At 56.4% G+C, this 13540-nt stretch carries 17 protein-coding genes; 7 read left to right on the forward strand and 10 right to left on the reverse strand.

The features are described from left to right. Positions 1-12: 12 nt before the first annotated feature. On the reverse strand, positions 13-1056 hold the full coding sequence (locus tag H7847_RS01965; RefSeq protein WP_227267691.1) for a PAS domain-containing sensor histidine kinase: 1044 nt from the start codon (positions 1054-1056) through the stop codon (positions 13-15). 330 nt (positions 1057-1386) lie between these two features. On the opposite strand from H7847_RS01965, the gene H7847_RS01970 reads away from it, so the two are divergent. The 3 genes from H7847_RS01970 to H7847_RS01980 all read left to right on the forward strand — a co-directional run bounded on the left by H7847_RS01970 (position 1387) and on the right by H7847_RS01980 (position 3180). Further along, positions 1387-2031, forward strand: a complete 645-nt coding sequence (locus tag H7847_RS01970; protein WP_227267692.1) for a DUF998 domain-containing protein — start codon at positions 1387-1389, stop codon at positions 2029-2031. Between the two features lie 10 nt (positions 2032-2041). After that, positions 2042-2560 (forward strand): DUF421 domain-containing protein, encoded by a 519-nt coding sequence (locus tag H7847_RS01975; RefSeq protein WP_227267693.1) that lies wholly within the window; start codon positions 2042-2044, stop codon positions 2558-2560. 365 nt (positions 2561-2925) lie between these two features. Next, positions 2926-3180 (forward strand): GlsB/YeaQ/YmgE family stress response membrane protein, encoded by a 255-nt coding sequence (locus tag H7847_RS01980; protein WP_227267694.1) that lies wholly within the window; start codon positions 2926-2928, stop codon positions 3178-3180. A 35-nt stretch (positions 3181-3215) separates the two neighbouring features. On the opposite strand, the gene H7847_RS01985 is transcribed toward H7847_RS01980, so the two are convergent. The 6 genes from H7847_RS01985 to H7847_RS02010 all read right to left on the reverse strand — a co-directional run bounded on the left by H7847_RS01985 (position 3216) and on the right by H7847_RS02010 (position 8313). Continuing rightward, the gene (locus H7847_RS01985) at positions 3216-4334 is read right to left on the reverse strand and encodes an AI-2E family transporter (protein WP_227267695.1); all 1119 of its coding nucleotides are present in this window, start codon (positions 4332-4334) and stop codon (positions 3216-3218) included. Next, positions 4324-5181 carry an endonuclease/exonuclease/phosphatase family protein gene (locus H7847_RS01990; protein WP_227267696.1) on the reverse strand — a complete coding sequence of 286 codons (858 nt, stop codon included), beginning with the start codon at positions 5179-5181 and terminating at the stop codon, positions 4324-4326. Before H7847_RS01990 ends, H7847_RS01985 begins: the two co-directional genes overlap by 11 nt. Positions 5182-5320: 139 nt before the next feature. Then, complete coding sequence (locus H7847_RS01995) at positions 5321-6268, reverse strand: YihY/virulence factor BrkB family protein (RefSeq protein WP_227267697.1); 948 nt, start codon at positions 6266-6268, stop codon at positions 5321-5323. A 56-nt stretch (positions 6269-6324) separates the two neighbouring features. Continuing rightward, positions 6325-7443: a DUF3618 domain-containing protein gene (locus H7847_RS02000; protein WP_227267698.1), complete on the reverse strand. Its 1119-nt coding sequence runs from the start codon at positions 7441-7443 to the stop codon at positions 6325-6327. After that, the gene (locus H7847_RS02005; RefSeq protein ID WP_227267699.1) at positions 7433-7834 is read right to left on the reverse strand and encodes a phage holin family protein; all 402 of its coding nucleotides are present in this window, start codon (positions 7832-7834) and stop codon (positions 7433-7435) included. Before H7847_RS02005 ends, H7847_RS02000 begins: the two co-directional genes overlap by 11 nt. Further along, entirely contained in the window at positions 7831-8313 is a 483-nt protein-coding gene (locus tag H7847_RS02010) for a hypothetical protein (protein WP_227267700.1), read from the reverse strand. The genes H7847_RS02005 and H7847_RS02010 overlap by 4 nt, the downstream gene beginning before the upstream one ends. A gap of 282 nt (positions 8314-8595) precedes the next feature. Here H7847_RS02010 and H7847_RS02015 point away from each other — a divergent pair, with 282 nt between their 5' ends. Then, complete coding sequence (locus tag H7847_RS02015) at positions 8596-9093, forward strand: ferritin-like domain-containing protein (RefSeq protein WP_227267701.1); 498 nt, start codon at positions 8596-8598, stop codon at positions 9091-9093. Between the two features lie 3 nt (positions 9094-9096). Here H7847_RS02015 and H7847_RS02020 read toward each other — a convergent pair whose 3' ends face one another. Further along, positions 9097-9882 (reverse strand): Crp/Fnr family transcriptional regulator, encoded by a 786-nt coding sequence (locus tag H7847_RS02020; protein WP_319799734.1) that lies wholly within the window; start codon positions 9880-9882, stop codon positions 9097-9099. Positions 9883-9981: 99 nt separating this feature from the next. Here H7847_RS02020 and H7847_RS02025 point away from each other — a divergent pair, with 99 nt between their 5' ends. From H7847_RS02025 to H7847_RS02035, 3 genes are read left to right on the forward strand one after another with little or no spacing between them, the layout of a single operon-like run. Further along, entirely contained in the window at positions 9982-10140 is a 159-nt protein-coding gene (locus H7847_RS02025) for a YqaE/Pmp3 family membrane protein (RefSeq protein WP_204417449.1), read from the forward strand. Next, positions 10137-10505, forward strand: a complete 369-nt coding sequence (locus H7847_RS02030) for a DUF4112 domain-containing protein (RefSeq protein WP_227267702.1) — start codon at positions 10137-10139, stop codon at positions 10503-10505. Before H7847_RS02025 ends, H7847_RS02030 begins: the two co-directional genes overlap by 4 nt. Further along, positions 10502-11284, forward strand: coding sequence for a transglutaminase-like domain-containing protein (locus H7847_RS02035; protein ID WP_227267703.1), 783 nt, complete (start codon positions 10502-10504; stop codon positions 11282-11284). The genes H7847_RS02030 and H7847_RS02035 overlap by 4 nt, the downstream gene beginning before the upstream one ends. Before the next feature lie 6 nt (positions 11285-11290). Here H7847_RS02035 and H7847_RS02040 read toward each other — a convergent pair whose 3' ends face one another. Then, complete coding sequence (locus H7847_RS02040) at positions 11291-12436, reverse strand: C45 family autoproteolytic acyltransferase/hydolase (RefSeq protein WP_227267704.1); 1146 nt, start codon at positions 12434-12436, stop codon at positions 11291-11293. A 1-nt stretch (position 12437) separates the two neighbouring features. Continuing rightward, positions 12438-13520 carry an extracellular catalytic domain type 1 short-chain-length polyhydroxyalkanoate depolymerase gene (locus H7847_RS02045; protein ID WP_227267705.1) on the reverse strand — a complete coding sequence of 361 codons (1083 nt, stop codon included), beginning with the start codon at positions 13518-13520 and terminating at the stop codon, positions 12438-12440. Positions 13521-13540 lie beyond the last annotated feature (20 nt).

Consider the following 13540-nt stretch of genomic DNA (forward strand, 5'->3'; position numbering starts at 1 on the left):
TTGCTTCAATCATTAAATCTCCAACTTGAAACAAAACCAGGTACGATCTTCCGTGGATTCGACTTCCAAAGTGCTGCCGTGGGCCTTCGCGATCTGATTACTGATGTAGAGACCGAGCCCCAGCCCCTGAAGTGAACTGTCATCCCCTCCTCTGGAAAAAGGCTCGAACAAAGTGGGCAAAACGTTGTCCGGGATTTTCGAGCCAGCGTTCGCGACGGAGAGTTCAAAAACATCCTCGGTGAAAAGAGCTTCGACCTCAATGGGGCGGCGTCGCGATCCATGAGTGACCGCATTGCCTAGTAAATTGGACAACATCTGGCACAGACGTTCTGCGTCACATAGAATTGGCTTAGTGATTTCAGCCTTGAACTCGATGACGCGATCCGGATGCGCTAGCCTGATTTCTTCCACCACGAGCTCGAAGCGTTTGGACAGATCGTCAGTTGGTTCAAGTGCTGCCGAAAGACCTTCACCAAGCCGCGCCCGCGCAAAATCCATGGTGACGTCGATGAGCTTGGCCATCCTGTCTGCGCTGCTCTGGATTGATGAGAGCATCTGTTTGATTTTTTCACTGTGGGGTTCGCGAGAAGCGATGCGTACCGCTGATCCGATGGCAGCCAGAGGGTTGCGCAGGTCGTGCCCGAGAATGGCAATAAATTGTTCCCGTAAAAGCGCTTCGTCATCGCTGGTTCGCAAAGCGCGGACATAGGCTTTGTCATCCGTTATGTCGCGAGCCGAGCAGAAGAACATGTCCCCTTCCTCTGCGGCGACCCAAGAGAGCCAGCGATATGACCCATCCTTGCAGTGGTATCTATTTTCGAAATGCAATGCCGGTTCGCCACGTTGCATTGCTTCGAAGACCTTGAGGGTCGGCGCCATGTCATCAGGGTGCAGAAAATCGGTGAAAACCTTCGAACGGATTTCTTCTACGCTCCACCCCAACACGGCTTGCCACGCCGGATTGGTCTCAACAAAACGTCCTTCTTGGTTCACGAACCCCAAGAGATCGGGTGTTGCACGCCAAGTGCGCGTTTCGAAAAGGTCCGGCGCAGCCATAATTTTATCCCCACTCGCCGCAGCCTATAGCATGTTCTGTGACATAGACGAAATGTTGCGCGACGCGGGCAGCCTGGTTGTCTCGGATGGTCTCTCGGTAGCGGGCATCATTAGCACCGCTCGACGTTACCGTGACCATCTCGACGAATACTGCGACCCCAGGGTTCGAAAAACTATTCCAGATTAGCGAGATCGCTCAGTCAGTTCGCCAGACCTGTGCTAGCCTTGAAAGAGGATAAGGTCTTTCCGAGCGAATATCTGCCAAATCGCGCCTTGCGGAGCTTGAATCTCTTTTCCTGTCGCGTAAATGAGCGAAAGGGAATCCCTGCTATGCAGATCGATGATCACCAACCTGATAAGCACTTGCTCAATGCAGCGGCTTGGATCGCTGGGATAGGCACTCTGTGCCTGCTGCTTGGCAATGTCGTTGGCAGCATCGTCGTGCCCGACCACGACTGGGTGGCAGACACAGTCAGCGACCTAGCTGCCGGCCGATATGAGATTATCCAAGATGTTGCTCTCTACGGATACGCAGCATCGCTGATCGCTTGTGCAATCGCGGCGGCCCATCTTCATCTCGACGGCACGCGGTGGAATGTTGGTATTGCGTGCCTCGCCTTGCTCGCCATGTGTGTCGTAGTGATCGGAGCACGCAACGAATATGGTGACAACGATAGCGAAGGTATCGTGATCCACATCTACGTTGTATATGTACTGGGTTTGCTTTTTGCTGTTCTGTTTCTCTCGATGGCGCGCGGCCTCTCGGGCATCGCGCGGCGATATGGTGTGATCAGCTACTGTTGCGCGGCGCTCTGGATCGTCGGCGCACCAGTCTTTTTCCTCTTACCCACCGAATACGACGGCGCCTTCGAACGGGGTTTAGGCGTGATCACTATGGTCTGGGTTACGTCGTTCAGTTGGATGCTGATCTCGGTTGCTCGCGACGCGGATCACATCCGCGCGCAAGAGATATAAGAATAGCCTCATGATCCTCGATCACGCTATGGCAGACGCCATTGCCAAAGGCTTCCTTCTGTGCGCTCTTGGCCTCGGCTGGATCATTCTGCTCGTGCGCATCGTGGGATTGCGATCTTTTTCGAAGATGACCAACTTCGACTTCGTCATGACGGTGGCGATGGGGTCGCTGCTGGCTGGTGCAGCTCAAACCGGCAAATGGGTCGATCTCGTGCAAACGATGACGGCAATGGCTGCACTCTTTGCGATTCAGTTCGGTGTCGCATATGCGCGTCAGAGGTCAGATCGTTTGGACAGCGCATTCCAGAACGCTCCTGTCCTGCTGATGCGGGATGGCAAAATTCTTCACGACGCACTTCGCAAAACCCGTGTTGCCGAAGGCGACCTCATCGCGAAACTGCGCGAAGCCAATGCGCTCGAAATGACTTCTGTACGGGCCGTAATTTTAGAGACCACCGGAGATGTGTCCGTTCTACACGGGGGTCATCTAGATCAAACGCTGCTGCGCGGGGTCGATCTCGAGGATTAAAGGAGGTTGGTAGTGCCTGCTGCAAACACCGAAAAACTTGTCAGAGATTAGTGTCTATGCACCCGCCCATTCGGTAATTGCTGCTAGGCTGAAAGCGGCTTCCAGGATCGACATCGTTGTCGGTTCAGGAGTCCGGGCCCGAGTACAATGATAATGAAGTGCGTGTTCTCGACCCCCGCCTGCGCATGGCGGAACTGCTCAGTCTCGATTGCACCCCTGATTGATACGGGCAACGACCCGTATCGCTCCAGTGTTTTAACGAGTTCCGCTGCCGCCGGCGTCCCTCCGGTGGCAGCTCTTTGATTAGTACGAGCACAGCGATGCCGCTCGCACAAACCTCACAAAATTGAACAAGGAATGATAAAATGGCCGGAGTAGGATGGATTGGTGCACTGATAATCGGTGCGCTGGCGGGTTGGATCGCCGAGAACATCATGAAATCTGATCAGAGTCTGCTGATGAACATCTTACTGGGCATCGTCGGTGCACTGGTTTTGAACTGGCTGCTGATCGCCGTATTTGGCACGACGCTCGGCGGTTGGATCGGACAGTTGATTGTTGCGGCAGTAGGTGCATGTCTGCTGATCTTTGTGGCGCGGCTGATCCGGCGAAAACCATAGCCAGCGATCAGCTGGCAGTCCGAACTTTCAGCTGACTAAGCTTTCCGGGAACGGGATGGTGAATTCTCGTCAAAATCACCTAAAAACCGCGCAAGTGTCTGCAATGATTGAGTCTCGTCACAAGCGATCTTGAGAACGATCAGTATCGGCAAAGCAACAATCATGCCGATGATTGACCAGATCCACGCAAAAAACGCGACAAAGAGGAAGAGGACCGGAGTGTTCAGGCGCATTCTGCGCGAAATCACGACCGGTGTGATGAACTGGCCTTCAACGGATGTAAGCACGATGTAGGTGGCGAAAACGCCCGCCGCAGCCCAAGTTCCATCAAGGCTCACAAATGCGACTGCCGCGGCGATGGTGGCCCCCATGAGGCCCCCGAGGAATGGTACGAAGTTGAGCCCGAATGCCATGAACCCGAAGATCACAGCGCTTGGCAAGCCCCAAAGATGCATCGCGATACCTACGGCCACGCCAAGGCCCGCGTTGATGACCGCAATACCTCCGAGATAATAGCCCAAACGGTCCTCTATTGAATGCACCACCTCAACGGCACGCCGCTTGTCAGCAAAACGCTCGAAGCTCTGCACCGTCTTGGTCAGGAACATGTCTCCGGAGGCGATCAGGAAAAAGATCAGGATAAGGGCGAAGAGAATTCGGCTCAGGAACCCCGGAGCCATGCTGAACAGCGTCGCTGCGATCCCGGTGTTTGAGACAACTTCGACTTCTACAGTTTCTGCGTCCTGACCGTCGATGATTTCCTCTGCAGCAACGGTCGCGTCGTTGATGGCCTCCAGTGTTCCGCCCGCTGCAGAAAGCTTTTGCTTGATCTCATCCATCAGCGACGGAAGGTCTTCGATGAATTGCGCCGCTGGCGCGCTGAGCTGAACAAGCAAGACCACGATGAGCGCCGTCAATATCGCTGTGAAGAGGGTAGCCGACGCCACTGGTGGGATCCCGATCTTTGCCAAGAGTCTGCGAGGTCTGTTCAGCACAAAATATCCCAGACATGCAGCCGTCACAGGGATCAGGAAATCACTTGCCCAAACCAGCGCCTGCAAAAGCAGGATGCAGAAGATACCGATGATCGCGATTTCCAGCGGCTTTGAACGCTTGTCCGTCACGGGTTCGCTGTGTTCGGTTTCAGTCTGCATTGTCTGCTCGTTTGTCTTGCGCAACAAACACAGTCGTCGCCATGGGGAAGTGATCCGAGCCGAAGTTCTCCAATCTGCGGAACGAGACTAGCCCCACGTCCTTGGTCATAAAAATCTGATCGATCGGCAAGCGCATGACGGGATAGTCCGCGTGAAAACTGGAGATCATGCCACGTCCGACACGAGGCTCAAGAAGATCGCCGTAGTCCTTGAACCGTTTTGTGGTCCAGGACCAGGCGACATCGTTAAAGTCACCCATCACCACAGTCGGCCGCTCAGATGACTGGGTCATCAGGGCGGCGTCTTTGATCTGCTTGTCGCGCACCTCGGTTGTATTGCCTGGCACGGGAGGGCGCGGATGCAGGCCGATGAAGTTGAAGTCGACGCCGCTAGCAGACGTGAGCACCGCTCGGATGGCAGGTGTGTCATCACCAGCAGGCCAAAGCATCTCGACGCGTGCCGTTTGGAGCCGCGTAGCAAAGATCAGCCCGTAATGGTCGTCGGCAATATGGGCCTCGACAGTCGGATACCGACTTAGCAAATTGGACAGGGCAGTGTTCCAGGCTTCATCGGTTTCCATGAGCAGCAAGACATCCGGGTTTTCGCGCTGCAAGATGGCGATCAGATCATCATGTCGCTCGTTTTCCATCAGGACATTCACTGACAGCAGGGTCATTTCCTCGTCTGGAGAGGGCGCGGGCGCGATGTCGATCTCCGTCTGCGCCAGCGGTGTATAGGGAAAGATCTGCAGTCCTTGATAGACTGTAACAGCAACAAAGACCGTAGAAAGCAGCGGCTTCAGGGAGACTGTGAAGGGCAGACTGACAAAGAGGGCCAACAGCGCCACCCCCGCGATGTGAACGCGTGGAAAGTCCCACATGCGGACCCACCACGTGACGCTGTTGGTCAATGGTAAGAGCGTGGTGATGACAACGCAAAGGGCGACAGCCCAAAACACCCAATTCAACATGTTGGTGACTTCATCATCATGATTTTGCAGCGTCGCCTAGTGTATCGGCCTTGACGGCGCCGCGCGATCCCATGGGTTGATCAAAGCCTTTCGTTGTGTCGGTGCGCGTTTGCGCCTCCATCTCGGCGTTCAACTCGGCACCCAGCAGTATGATAAACGCGGAAATCCAAAACCACATCAACAAAACGACTACGCCACCCAGTGTTCCAAAGCTTTCGTTGTAGGAACCGAAGTTGCTGACGTAAAAAGCAAAGCCTGCGGATGCTATCACCCAGATGATGCAGGCAACAATGGCACCGGGTGAGGCCCACTTCCATTCCGGTTCGTCGCGAGAGGGCGCATAGCGGTAAAGGACGGAGAGACCAAAAACGGTCAAGCAGAGCAATCCGACCCAAAGTCCTGCAGTCATGACGGTCTCTATGGGCGCCCCGAAATCAAAGACTACTAGTATCGCGGGCAGACCAAGCGTTGCCATAAGGGCGATCAGGAGGCCCAACATCAAAAAGAGTGTCAAAGCAAAGGTCACGACTTTGAGCCAGACAAAGCTGCGCGTCTCCTCTTCATCGTAGGTGACATTCAGGCCCTCGATCAGGCTCGCCATTCCTTTTGATGCAGAATAGAGCGCGATCAAAATACCAACGATCGCTGCAAGGCCAAGACCACCCTCGCGTGACCCAGCGACCTCGGTCGCTTGCTTCGTGACAATGTCGATCACTTCGTCAGGAACGATCCCCGACAGCTTTTCCATTTGATCAACCATCTGGCTCGGTTCGACCAGCAACCCGCTGATCGCTATAAGGGCCGTGATCGCAGGAAAGAGCGCCAAAAGTCCGTAAAAGGCGACGCCGGCCGCAATCAGACCCACGCGGTCCGCCGCTACCTCATCCTTCACCCGAAAGGCGATGTCCTTCCAGCCGAGTGCCGGAATCTCTGTGGGGGTCTCGGCGGCGCGTCCGCGTGACATGGCAGAACCTCGGATTTGGAAACGGATAAGGGCCGAATGGCCCTCTCCTTATGCGCTCAGGTCTTGGGCTTGCCCAAGTCCTTGTGTTGCGCCTCTGACTTCGCCTTGTCAGCAACTCGTTCCGCTGCGTTCTTGGCCTTGTCGCCAATCGCCCCAACGGCAGATTTGTCACCCGGCGCACCACTGTCGAGATCGGCTTTGGTCTCGGATGCGATGTCTTTGACTTCTTCCTTCACGGTATCAACCACAGACAGCGCCTTTGCCTTTTCTTCCTCGAAGATGCGTTCAGCCTGATCAAACAGGTCGTCGCTTTGAGCGCCCATCAAATCGTCTTCGGCTTTGGTGCGCGGCAGCGCGCCACCCAAGGCCGCACCAACGGCAAGTGCGAGCGCGCCCACTACCAATGGCTGTTGGTCGTAGAAATCAGCAGCCGCATCGGTCCCTTGGGACATCGACCGCGCGGCAGAACGGCGCATCTCGACGGCTTTCTGCCGTGCTGCGATGACACGTTTCCGGCCTTCTTCGGTCAAAGTTTCGGTGCCCTCGGCGATACGGTTCCCCGCGCTCGACAAACCTTGTTTTGCAGACTGCGTGACATCGCCAACTGCCGACTTGACCGACGACGCGGCATCGCCAACTGTGGAACCAGCATTTGCCAACCCATCTTTCGCCGTTTGCGCGCTAACTGCCGCTTTGTCCTTCACAGCTCCAGCACCGCTCGACAAATGATCAACCACTGAGGGGCTGTCATCATCATCGCCACGAGCCCAGGATGGTTGTGCGGCGGAACGGTCTGCATCGTAGGTAGTCGGTGGCGTGTATGGCAGACCGCGACTTTCACGACTACGGCGGAATTCACGCTCCGTCGCACTGTAGCGGTCGTCATCATAGTCGTCGGAAACGTGACGACGCTTCTGCGGTTGCTGTGAATTGCCGAACATCAACCACGCCAGGCCTATACCGGTCAGCGCCAACGGGATCGGGTTGGCTTTTACTTGATTGGAGATAGAGCGACCCATGTCGCCACCGTGTTCTCGAAACTGATCACCGATCTGACGGACAACCGTATCGATCGAGAATTTGTCTTGCAAATCTTCCAGATTGGAAGTCAGGTCCGACCGCTGCTCTTCAATCTCGCGTTCGATCTCTTTTGGGCTCCGGGACTCATTTGTCATCGTAGGCTTCCTTCACGGCTGCGGCATCGCGCTGGACATTCTTGACGGTCCGCGTCGGTGCAAGGCTTGAGAGTTTGAGGTCATTGACGCCCTTGTTGATTAAGACGAATGCAATAACTGAGAGACCGGCGCCAACGATCAGCGCAGACCAGCCAGCATCGAGCCCTGCCTCGGTCAAGGCGGCCACGAGGGCGGCGGCCAAAACGTTCAAAGCAACCAACGCGATAATTGCGGCACCCGCGATCAGGCCAACGGCTACGCCGGCCTTGGTGACGTTCTCGCTGATTTCGGCGCGGGCTAGATCGACCTCGCTGCGCACGAGACCGCTGACATTGCTCATGGCGTCTGTCAGCAGGTTGCCCGCACTTTTGTTGGTATTTTCATCGTTCATGAGAAATCTCCATGTCGCTCAACTCCGGGTGTGTGAAGCGTGGTCTGTTGGTTTGGTGTGTTGGACGCCTTGGCAAAGCGCGTGGCTGCAAAGCCGATCAGGGCAGCACCCCCAAGGAAGACAAGCGGGTTCTTACGGGCAAAGGCGCTGACGTCCTGCACCATCTCGCTCAGATCCCTGTCGCGCATGGCCTCTGACGCGTCTGCAAGCCCCTCTGCGATCTGGCCAAACGTGCGTTCTTGTGGTGAGCCACTGCGCATCTCTTCGGCGGCGGTGCGCAATGCGGAGGCCACGCCAGACATCTCGTCAGCGACTGACGACTTTGCGGTCTCCGCTTGGTCTTTTGCGGCAGACGCCGCGTTTTGTGCAACATCACGTGCAGCGGACTTAGCTTGCTCTGTCACGTCGCTGGCCGTTTCTTTGGCCTGAGTTGCGGCAGACTGGGATGGTTTCGGATCGGGTGTATTTTGGGTCGTCATGTCATTCTCCAATTCAGATTCAAAAGGCGAGATTGATGACGGCCATGACGACCACGATCAGTCCGATGAGATAAAAAACGTTGTGCATTGGGGACTCCTCTTTCAGGGAATGATCAAAAGCATTCCCGTTCAGGACAGCTTACGTAATTGTTTGGCTCCCCGAGGGTCGCAGACGCTAATCTGGTTTAGCATTTGCCCAATCGGAAGCTGTGCAGAGCACGTCGTGTCTGTTGTGAGGTTCAATTACAGTTAGCGTAGAGGCTCATCTTGAAAGGACGCCACATGAGCATCGACACGCTGGAAGACCTCTATCTTGAGCAACTTAAGGATCTCTACAGCGCCAACAAGCAGGCATTGGACATCACTAATGAGATGGCTGAGGCCGCAACCAATACTGACTTGGCCGACGCCCTTCGCGCGGGCGCGGATGGCATTCAGGATGGCATCACCGCAATTGAGAAGATTTCAGAGGGCCACGACGAAAGCCCCTCCGGTGAGCATTGCAAGGGAATGGAGGGCCTGGTCAAAGAGGCCCGCGCCCACGCCATCGAAGAAACCTTCGGCGAAGATGCAACCAAAGACGCGATGATCATCACGCAATATCAGCGGCTGACTCATTACGCGATTGCGGGATATGGCTGTCTGGCGGCATTTGCGGACCGCCTCGAGCTGGACAATGATCTGTCTGCGCTGAAAGCCTGTCTTGATGCGTCGTACGATGGCGACCGCACTATGACGGCGCTGGCGACAGGCGGGATTAACAAAAGCGCTGTGACCTGACCATCAAGCCGATCTGGCCAAATCTGGACTCCCGGTGGTTTCCGTCCCAACCGCGGGTGGAAACCACGACGTGTCCATGTCGAGGAACGCGTTGACGAATTCACAGTCTTTCTCCCATTCATCCCGTTTGAGCAGGCGAACATAGGGGCGTTCAATCTCGATCTCGTCATTCTCGACAAATCTGCGCAAGAGTTTGTTGACGTAGATCGACGTGAGACCAACGGCTTGTCCGATCTCGACTTGACTGAATGGCACCTGAAATCGGTTGCCGAGGCCAATATTCGCAACCGCGAGACGAGACCGAAGCTGCAGCAGCCAGAACTTCAATTTGCCTGCCGCATCCATTGATCCCAGGCTGCTGGCGTGATGGCGCAATGCGATCTGATCCAGGCTGCCAACAGCAGTCAGCAGAGCTCCTAGACGTGGATAGTCGATATATAGCGGCGCGAGCCCGCTGCGTGGGAACGGGCAGATAACACCATCGGTCTGCATCATCACGCGATGACTTGCATGGGATGATCCGATCTCTGCCAGTCCCATCACCTCGCCCGGCAGGTACACGCGCAAAATCTGACTGCGCCCGTCCGAACTGTCGGACTTGACCACGGCCCACCCGGATTTCAGGACCATGATACCTTCCGTTCGATCCCCAACGCTGACGACAGGCCGACCCTTCTTACGTGGATGCTCGTCCCTTTCCATGACTGCAATAAAGGCGCATTCGTGGTCAGTGAGGGACACGAACCTGGACAGGCGGCTGACGAGGCAGCTCTGGTATTTTTCTGACATATAAGAAGTTAACACAGTTTAGGACACGCAGCCTCGCTTTAATCTGGCCAAGCTGCGATACGCTGGAGAAATCCGCCGATATCTCAGAAAAGAGCACTTATGGACCTCATCCGCATCATCCTCTCCGTCATCATTCCGCCGCTTGGCGTCTTTTTGCAGGTGGGGTTTGGAAAACACTTCTGGCTCAATATCCTGCTGACATTGCTGGGCTACATTCCGGGTCTGGTACACGCGGTGTATATCGTCGCGCGCAAGTGAGCGAGGCTTGCGCCAGCGAGATAGACAAGCTTGACCGCTTGTCGACGATGCTCGATAGCCGATTTCGCATACCGGGCACGCCCATACGGTTCGGATGGGATTCCCTTCTCGGGCTCATTCCTGGCGCAGGAGACCTCGCATCTCTCGGTCCGTCAGCTTATCTCATCTACAAGGGCCACCGTCTCGGCGCGCGCAAGCGCACGATCCTTCGTATGACGGCAAATACTGGATTAGACTTCTTCGTAGGCGCAGTGCCCATTCTTGGCGATGTCTTCGACCTGATTTTCAAGGCGAACAATCGTAATTTTGCGCTGCTGCGCAAGGATCTGGCAGACGGAGTTTTCGAGAAGGAAGACATGGCATGATTGTCGATATCGACGTACGGCTCGGATATGATATCAGCCAATTCGTTGACCTAATCCTCCAGATCCGCGCACCGAGTTTTGCGGACCAGAACGTCCTCTCCGAAGCGTTTGACGTTGGCTCACCGGAGCAGGTTGCGGATACAGCAGCTGAAGCGGGCCTCGGCAGCCGGACATTGCTTCGAACATCCAGCAACTTTGCATGTTCCTACACCTCCAAGGTGGAAATCGACCGACCCTCTTTGGACGTCTCAGTATTGGACAAGGTCCCGCCTCACCTGCTTCCCGGCGATGTTGTTCGCTACCTGATGCCGTCACGGTACTGTCCCTCCGACGAACTCCAGAGTTTTGTTGCAGCGGAGTTTGGTCACTTGGACGCGGGCCAGCGGGTGGCTGCCATTCGCGATTGGATATTCGAGCGCTTTGCCTATGTCCCTGGCTCCAGCAACGCGCAGACCACGGCCATCGACACCTTCGTCCAACGCCAAGGCGTCTGCCGGGATTTTGCCCATGTCCTCATCACGCTCGCCCGCGCATCCGCCATTCCAGCCCGGTTCGCCAGCGTCTACGCCCCGCATGTCACGCCCCAGGATTTTCATGCGGTCGCTGAGATCTACTTAGACGGCACCTGGCATTTGATCGACGCGACCGGTATGGCTGAGGCATCCCAGATCGTCCGGATCGGCGTCGGAATGGATGCTGCAGAGGTTGCATTCCTATCAAGCTTCGGTCCGATTTCTCTGATTGAGAAATCGGTCAAGGTGTCGGTTTCCGAAGCATAGGGTCTTCTACGCGGCCTCGGATTTGGAAACCAAAGTGTCAGGAAGATACGCGCTGATTTCCTGGCCACGACCTGCCGCATAGTCCATCGCGAGGCGCGTCCAATCGATCATTGCGCCCGCAGACCAGTCGGCTCCACTTTCAGCTCCCATCGGCATGCTGACAGTCGCATCGCTACCGCTTGCATGTGAGTAGTCTGCTGTGTGCTGCCCTTCGCGAAACCCATCAATGGTTTGGCGCCATCGCTTGCCATTCATCGACAGCAAAAGCGATTGCAACTTCGGATCATACTCCGCCGTAAAGAGTGTTCCGAAGCCTTGGCTGTACCGAACCTGACGCAAAGGTTCTTTTTCAAAGTGACGGCCAAGATCGCGTGGGCCGGCTTGCAAACCCTTCAGATGAGCCAGCCGCTCTACGGTTCGCGTAAAACCGGGCCGTTCGGCGGCCCTGCCCTTGCTTTGGTGGTTGGTCGCAATGGCCTGCGGCATGATCGTAGCGCCGCCTCCAGGAGCGAGTTCAACGCTTGCCGTTCGGCCTGCAGCATCCGCAAGGACCACGTTGTAGGCCATGTGGGACGGTATGCGCTTCAATGCAGCCAATGCTGCATCAACTGTCTCACAGGTCTCCAGCACATAGCGCAGGATCGTTGTGATGCCGAAGCCCTCGCCCGTCTCGGATCTGCCGCCGTAGGCCAGCGCAACGCCGAGCCCCGCATCGTTGATGCCATCCGACAGTCCCCAGAGAAATTCGACCATGCCCATGACCGCACGACCCGTCCATTCTGTGCGAAGCAGAAGCCCTTCGTTCAACTCGGGCGAGAGGTCATAGTTGCGCACCAACCGAACATCATTTCGGTCCGCAACGGCGGCCAGAGAGCATCCACCCAAATAAGGCGGCGGGCACCATGTGGAGAGGAACCGCGCGGCTCGGTCGGAGCCACCTGCAATCACAACAAGCTTGTCATAGGTTGGGATCAATTCAGGCATGTGGTGCTTCAACGCTGCTCGACAGTCGGCACGGGACGGCCCTGTATCTCCGCCGCGTGCGATGAACCACGCCTCATAATCAGGCCAGGATCGTGCCCAGCGGGCTGCCCATTTCGGGCCGGGTTTGGGTTCATCAACGGCATCGAAGGTAAGTGTCATGGTGGTCATCTCAGAAATCCTTATTCTCAGTCTCGAAGAAGAAGCGGACCATCTCGGCGCTGGCATCGGGCCCATTTGGATCGGTGTATGACCCGCCTGCCTGACCGCCTGACCACGCATGGCCCTGCCCCTCGACCGTCCAATGTTCGACCGATACGGCTCCATCGACATCGCTGGAAATCTCCTTGGTATAGCTCCGCCCGGACGCAACTCCCATGTCGGACGTTTCAACACTTTGGGTGCTCCCTACCGTGCGTGCACGCCGCGCGATGCCTTCACCGTTTGAGGGGTGCACCGTTCGGTCGACAGATCCGTGAAACAGGATCGTACGGACCCGGTGACTAGCCGTCTCTGGATCAGGGCCAACGAGTGCATTACCCGCCATCGCGGCAAAAGCGGAAGGCACGTCCTTGGCCGATCCTGCCGGAAGACCGGAATGCGCGCCGACTGCAGCAAAGACGTCCGGATAGGTTTCCCCAAGGATGACCGCCATGGCGGCGCCTGCCGAAAGACCTGCAACGAAGGAATCTTCGCGAGTGACACCGTAATCGGCACAGATCTTCTGCGCCAATCCAGCCAGGATCGCAGGTTCCCCCCTGCCCCGACGCTGATCGCCCCGGCTGAACCAGTTCCAGCAGGACTGCGCGTTATCGCCCCGTGATTGGGCAGGGTAGATCACCACAAACCCGTGACGGTCGGCCAAGGCGTTCATACCCGTTCCAACGGCAAAGTCTTCCGGTGTCTGGGTGCACCCATGCAGCATCATTACTACACCTGTGATGCCCTCCTTCGCGCAAGCAGGGACATAGAGACGATAGCGGCGACTTCCGGATGCGCATACGAAGACATCGTCCGTGAAGATCGCGCCGTCCGGAACGCTGATCTTGGGAGAGCCAGAATGTATGGTTTGCCCGGACAAACCCGCCAACATGCTGTCGATCGAAGGCAGGTTTACTCCGTGCGTTTGTGCGCCCTGCTCTAACGGCGACACGAGGCCGTGCTGCGCAAGTGTGCGTTGTACAAGATCATTGGCTGCCGACGCCCAAGCGGTATCGGCCGCCGGGCGCGTCGCGCCGACGTTGAAGAGTTTCATAGTATTTCCTTTGTTATATG

The organism is Roseobacter weihaiensis (assembly GCF_020622345.1).
Taxonomy (GTDB): Bacteria; Pseudomonadota; Alphaproteobacteria; order Rhodobacterales; family Rhodobacteraceae; genus Roseobacter; species Roseobacter weihaiensis.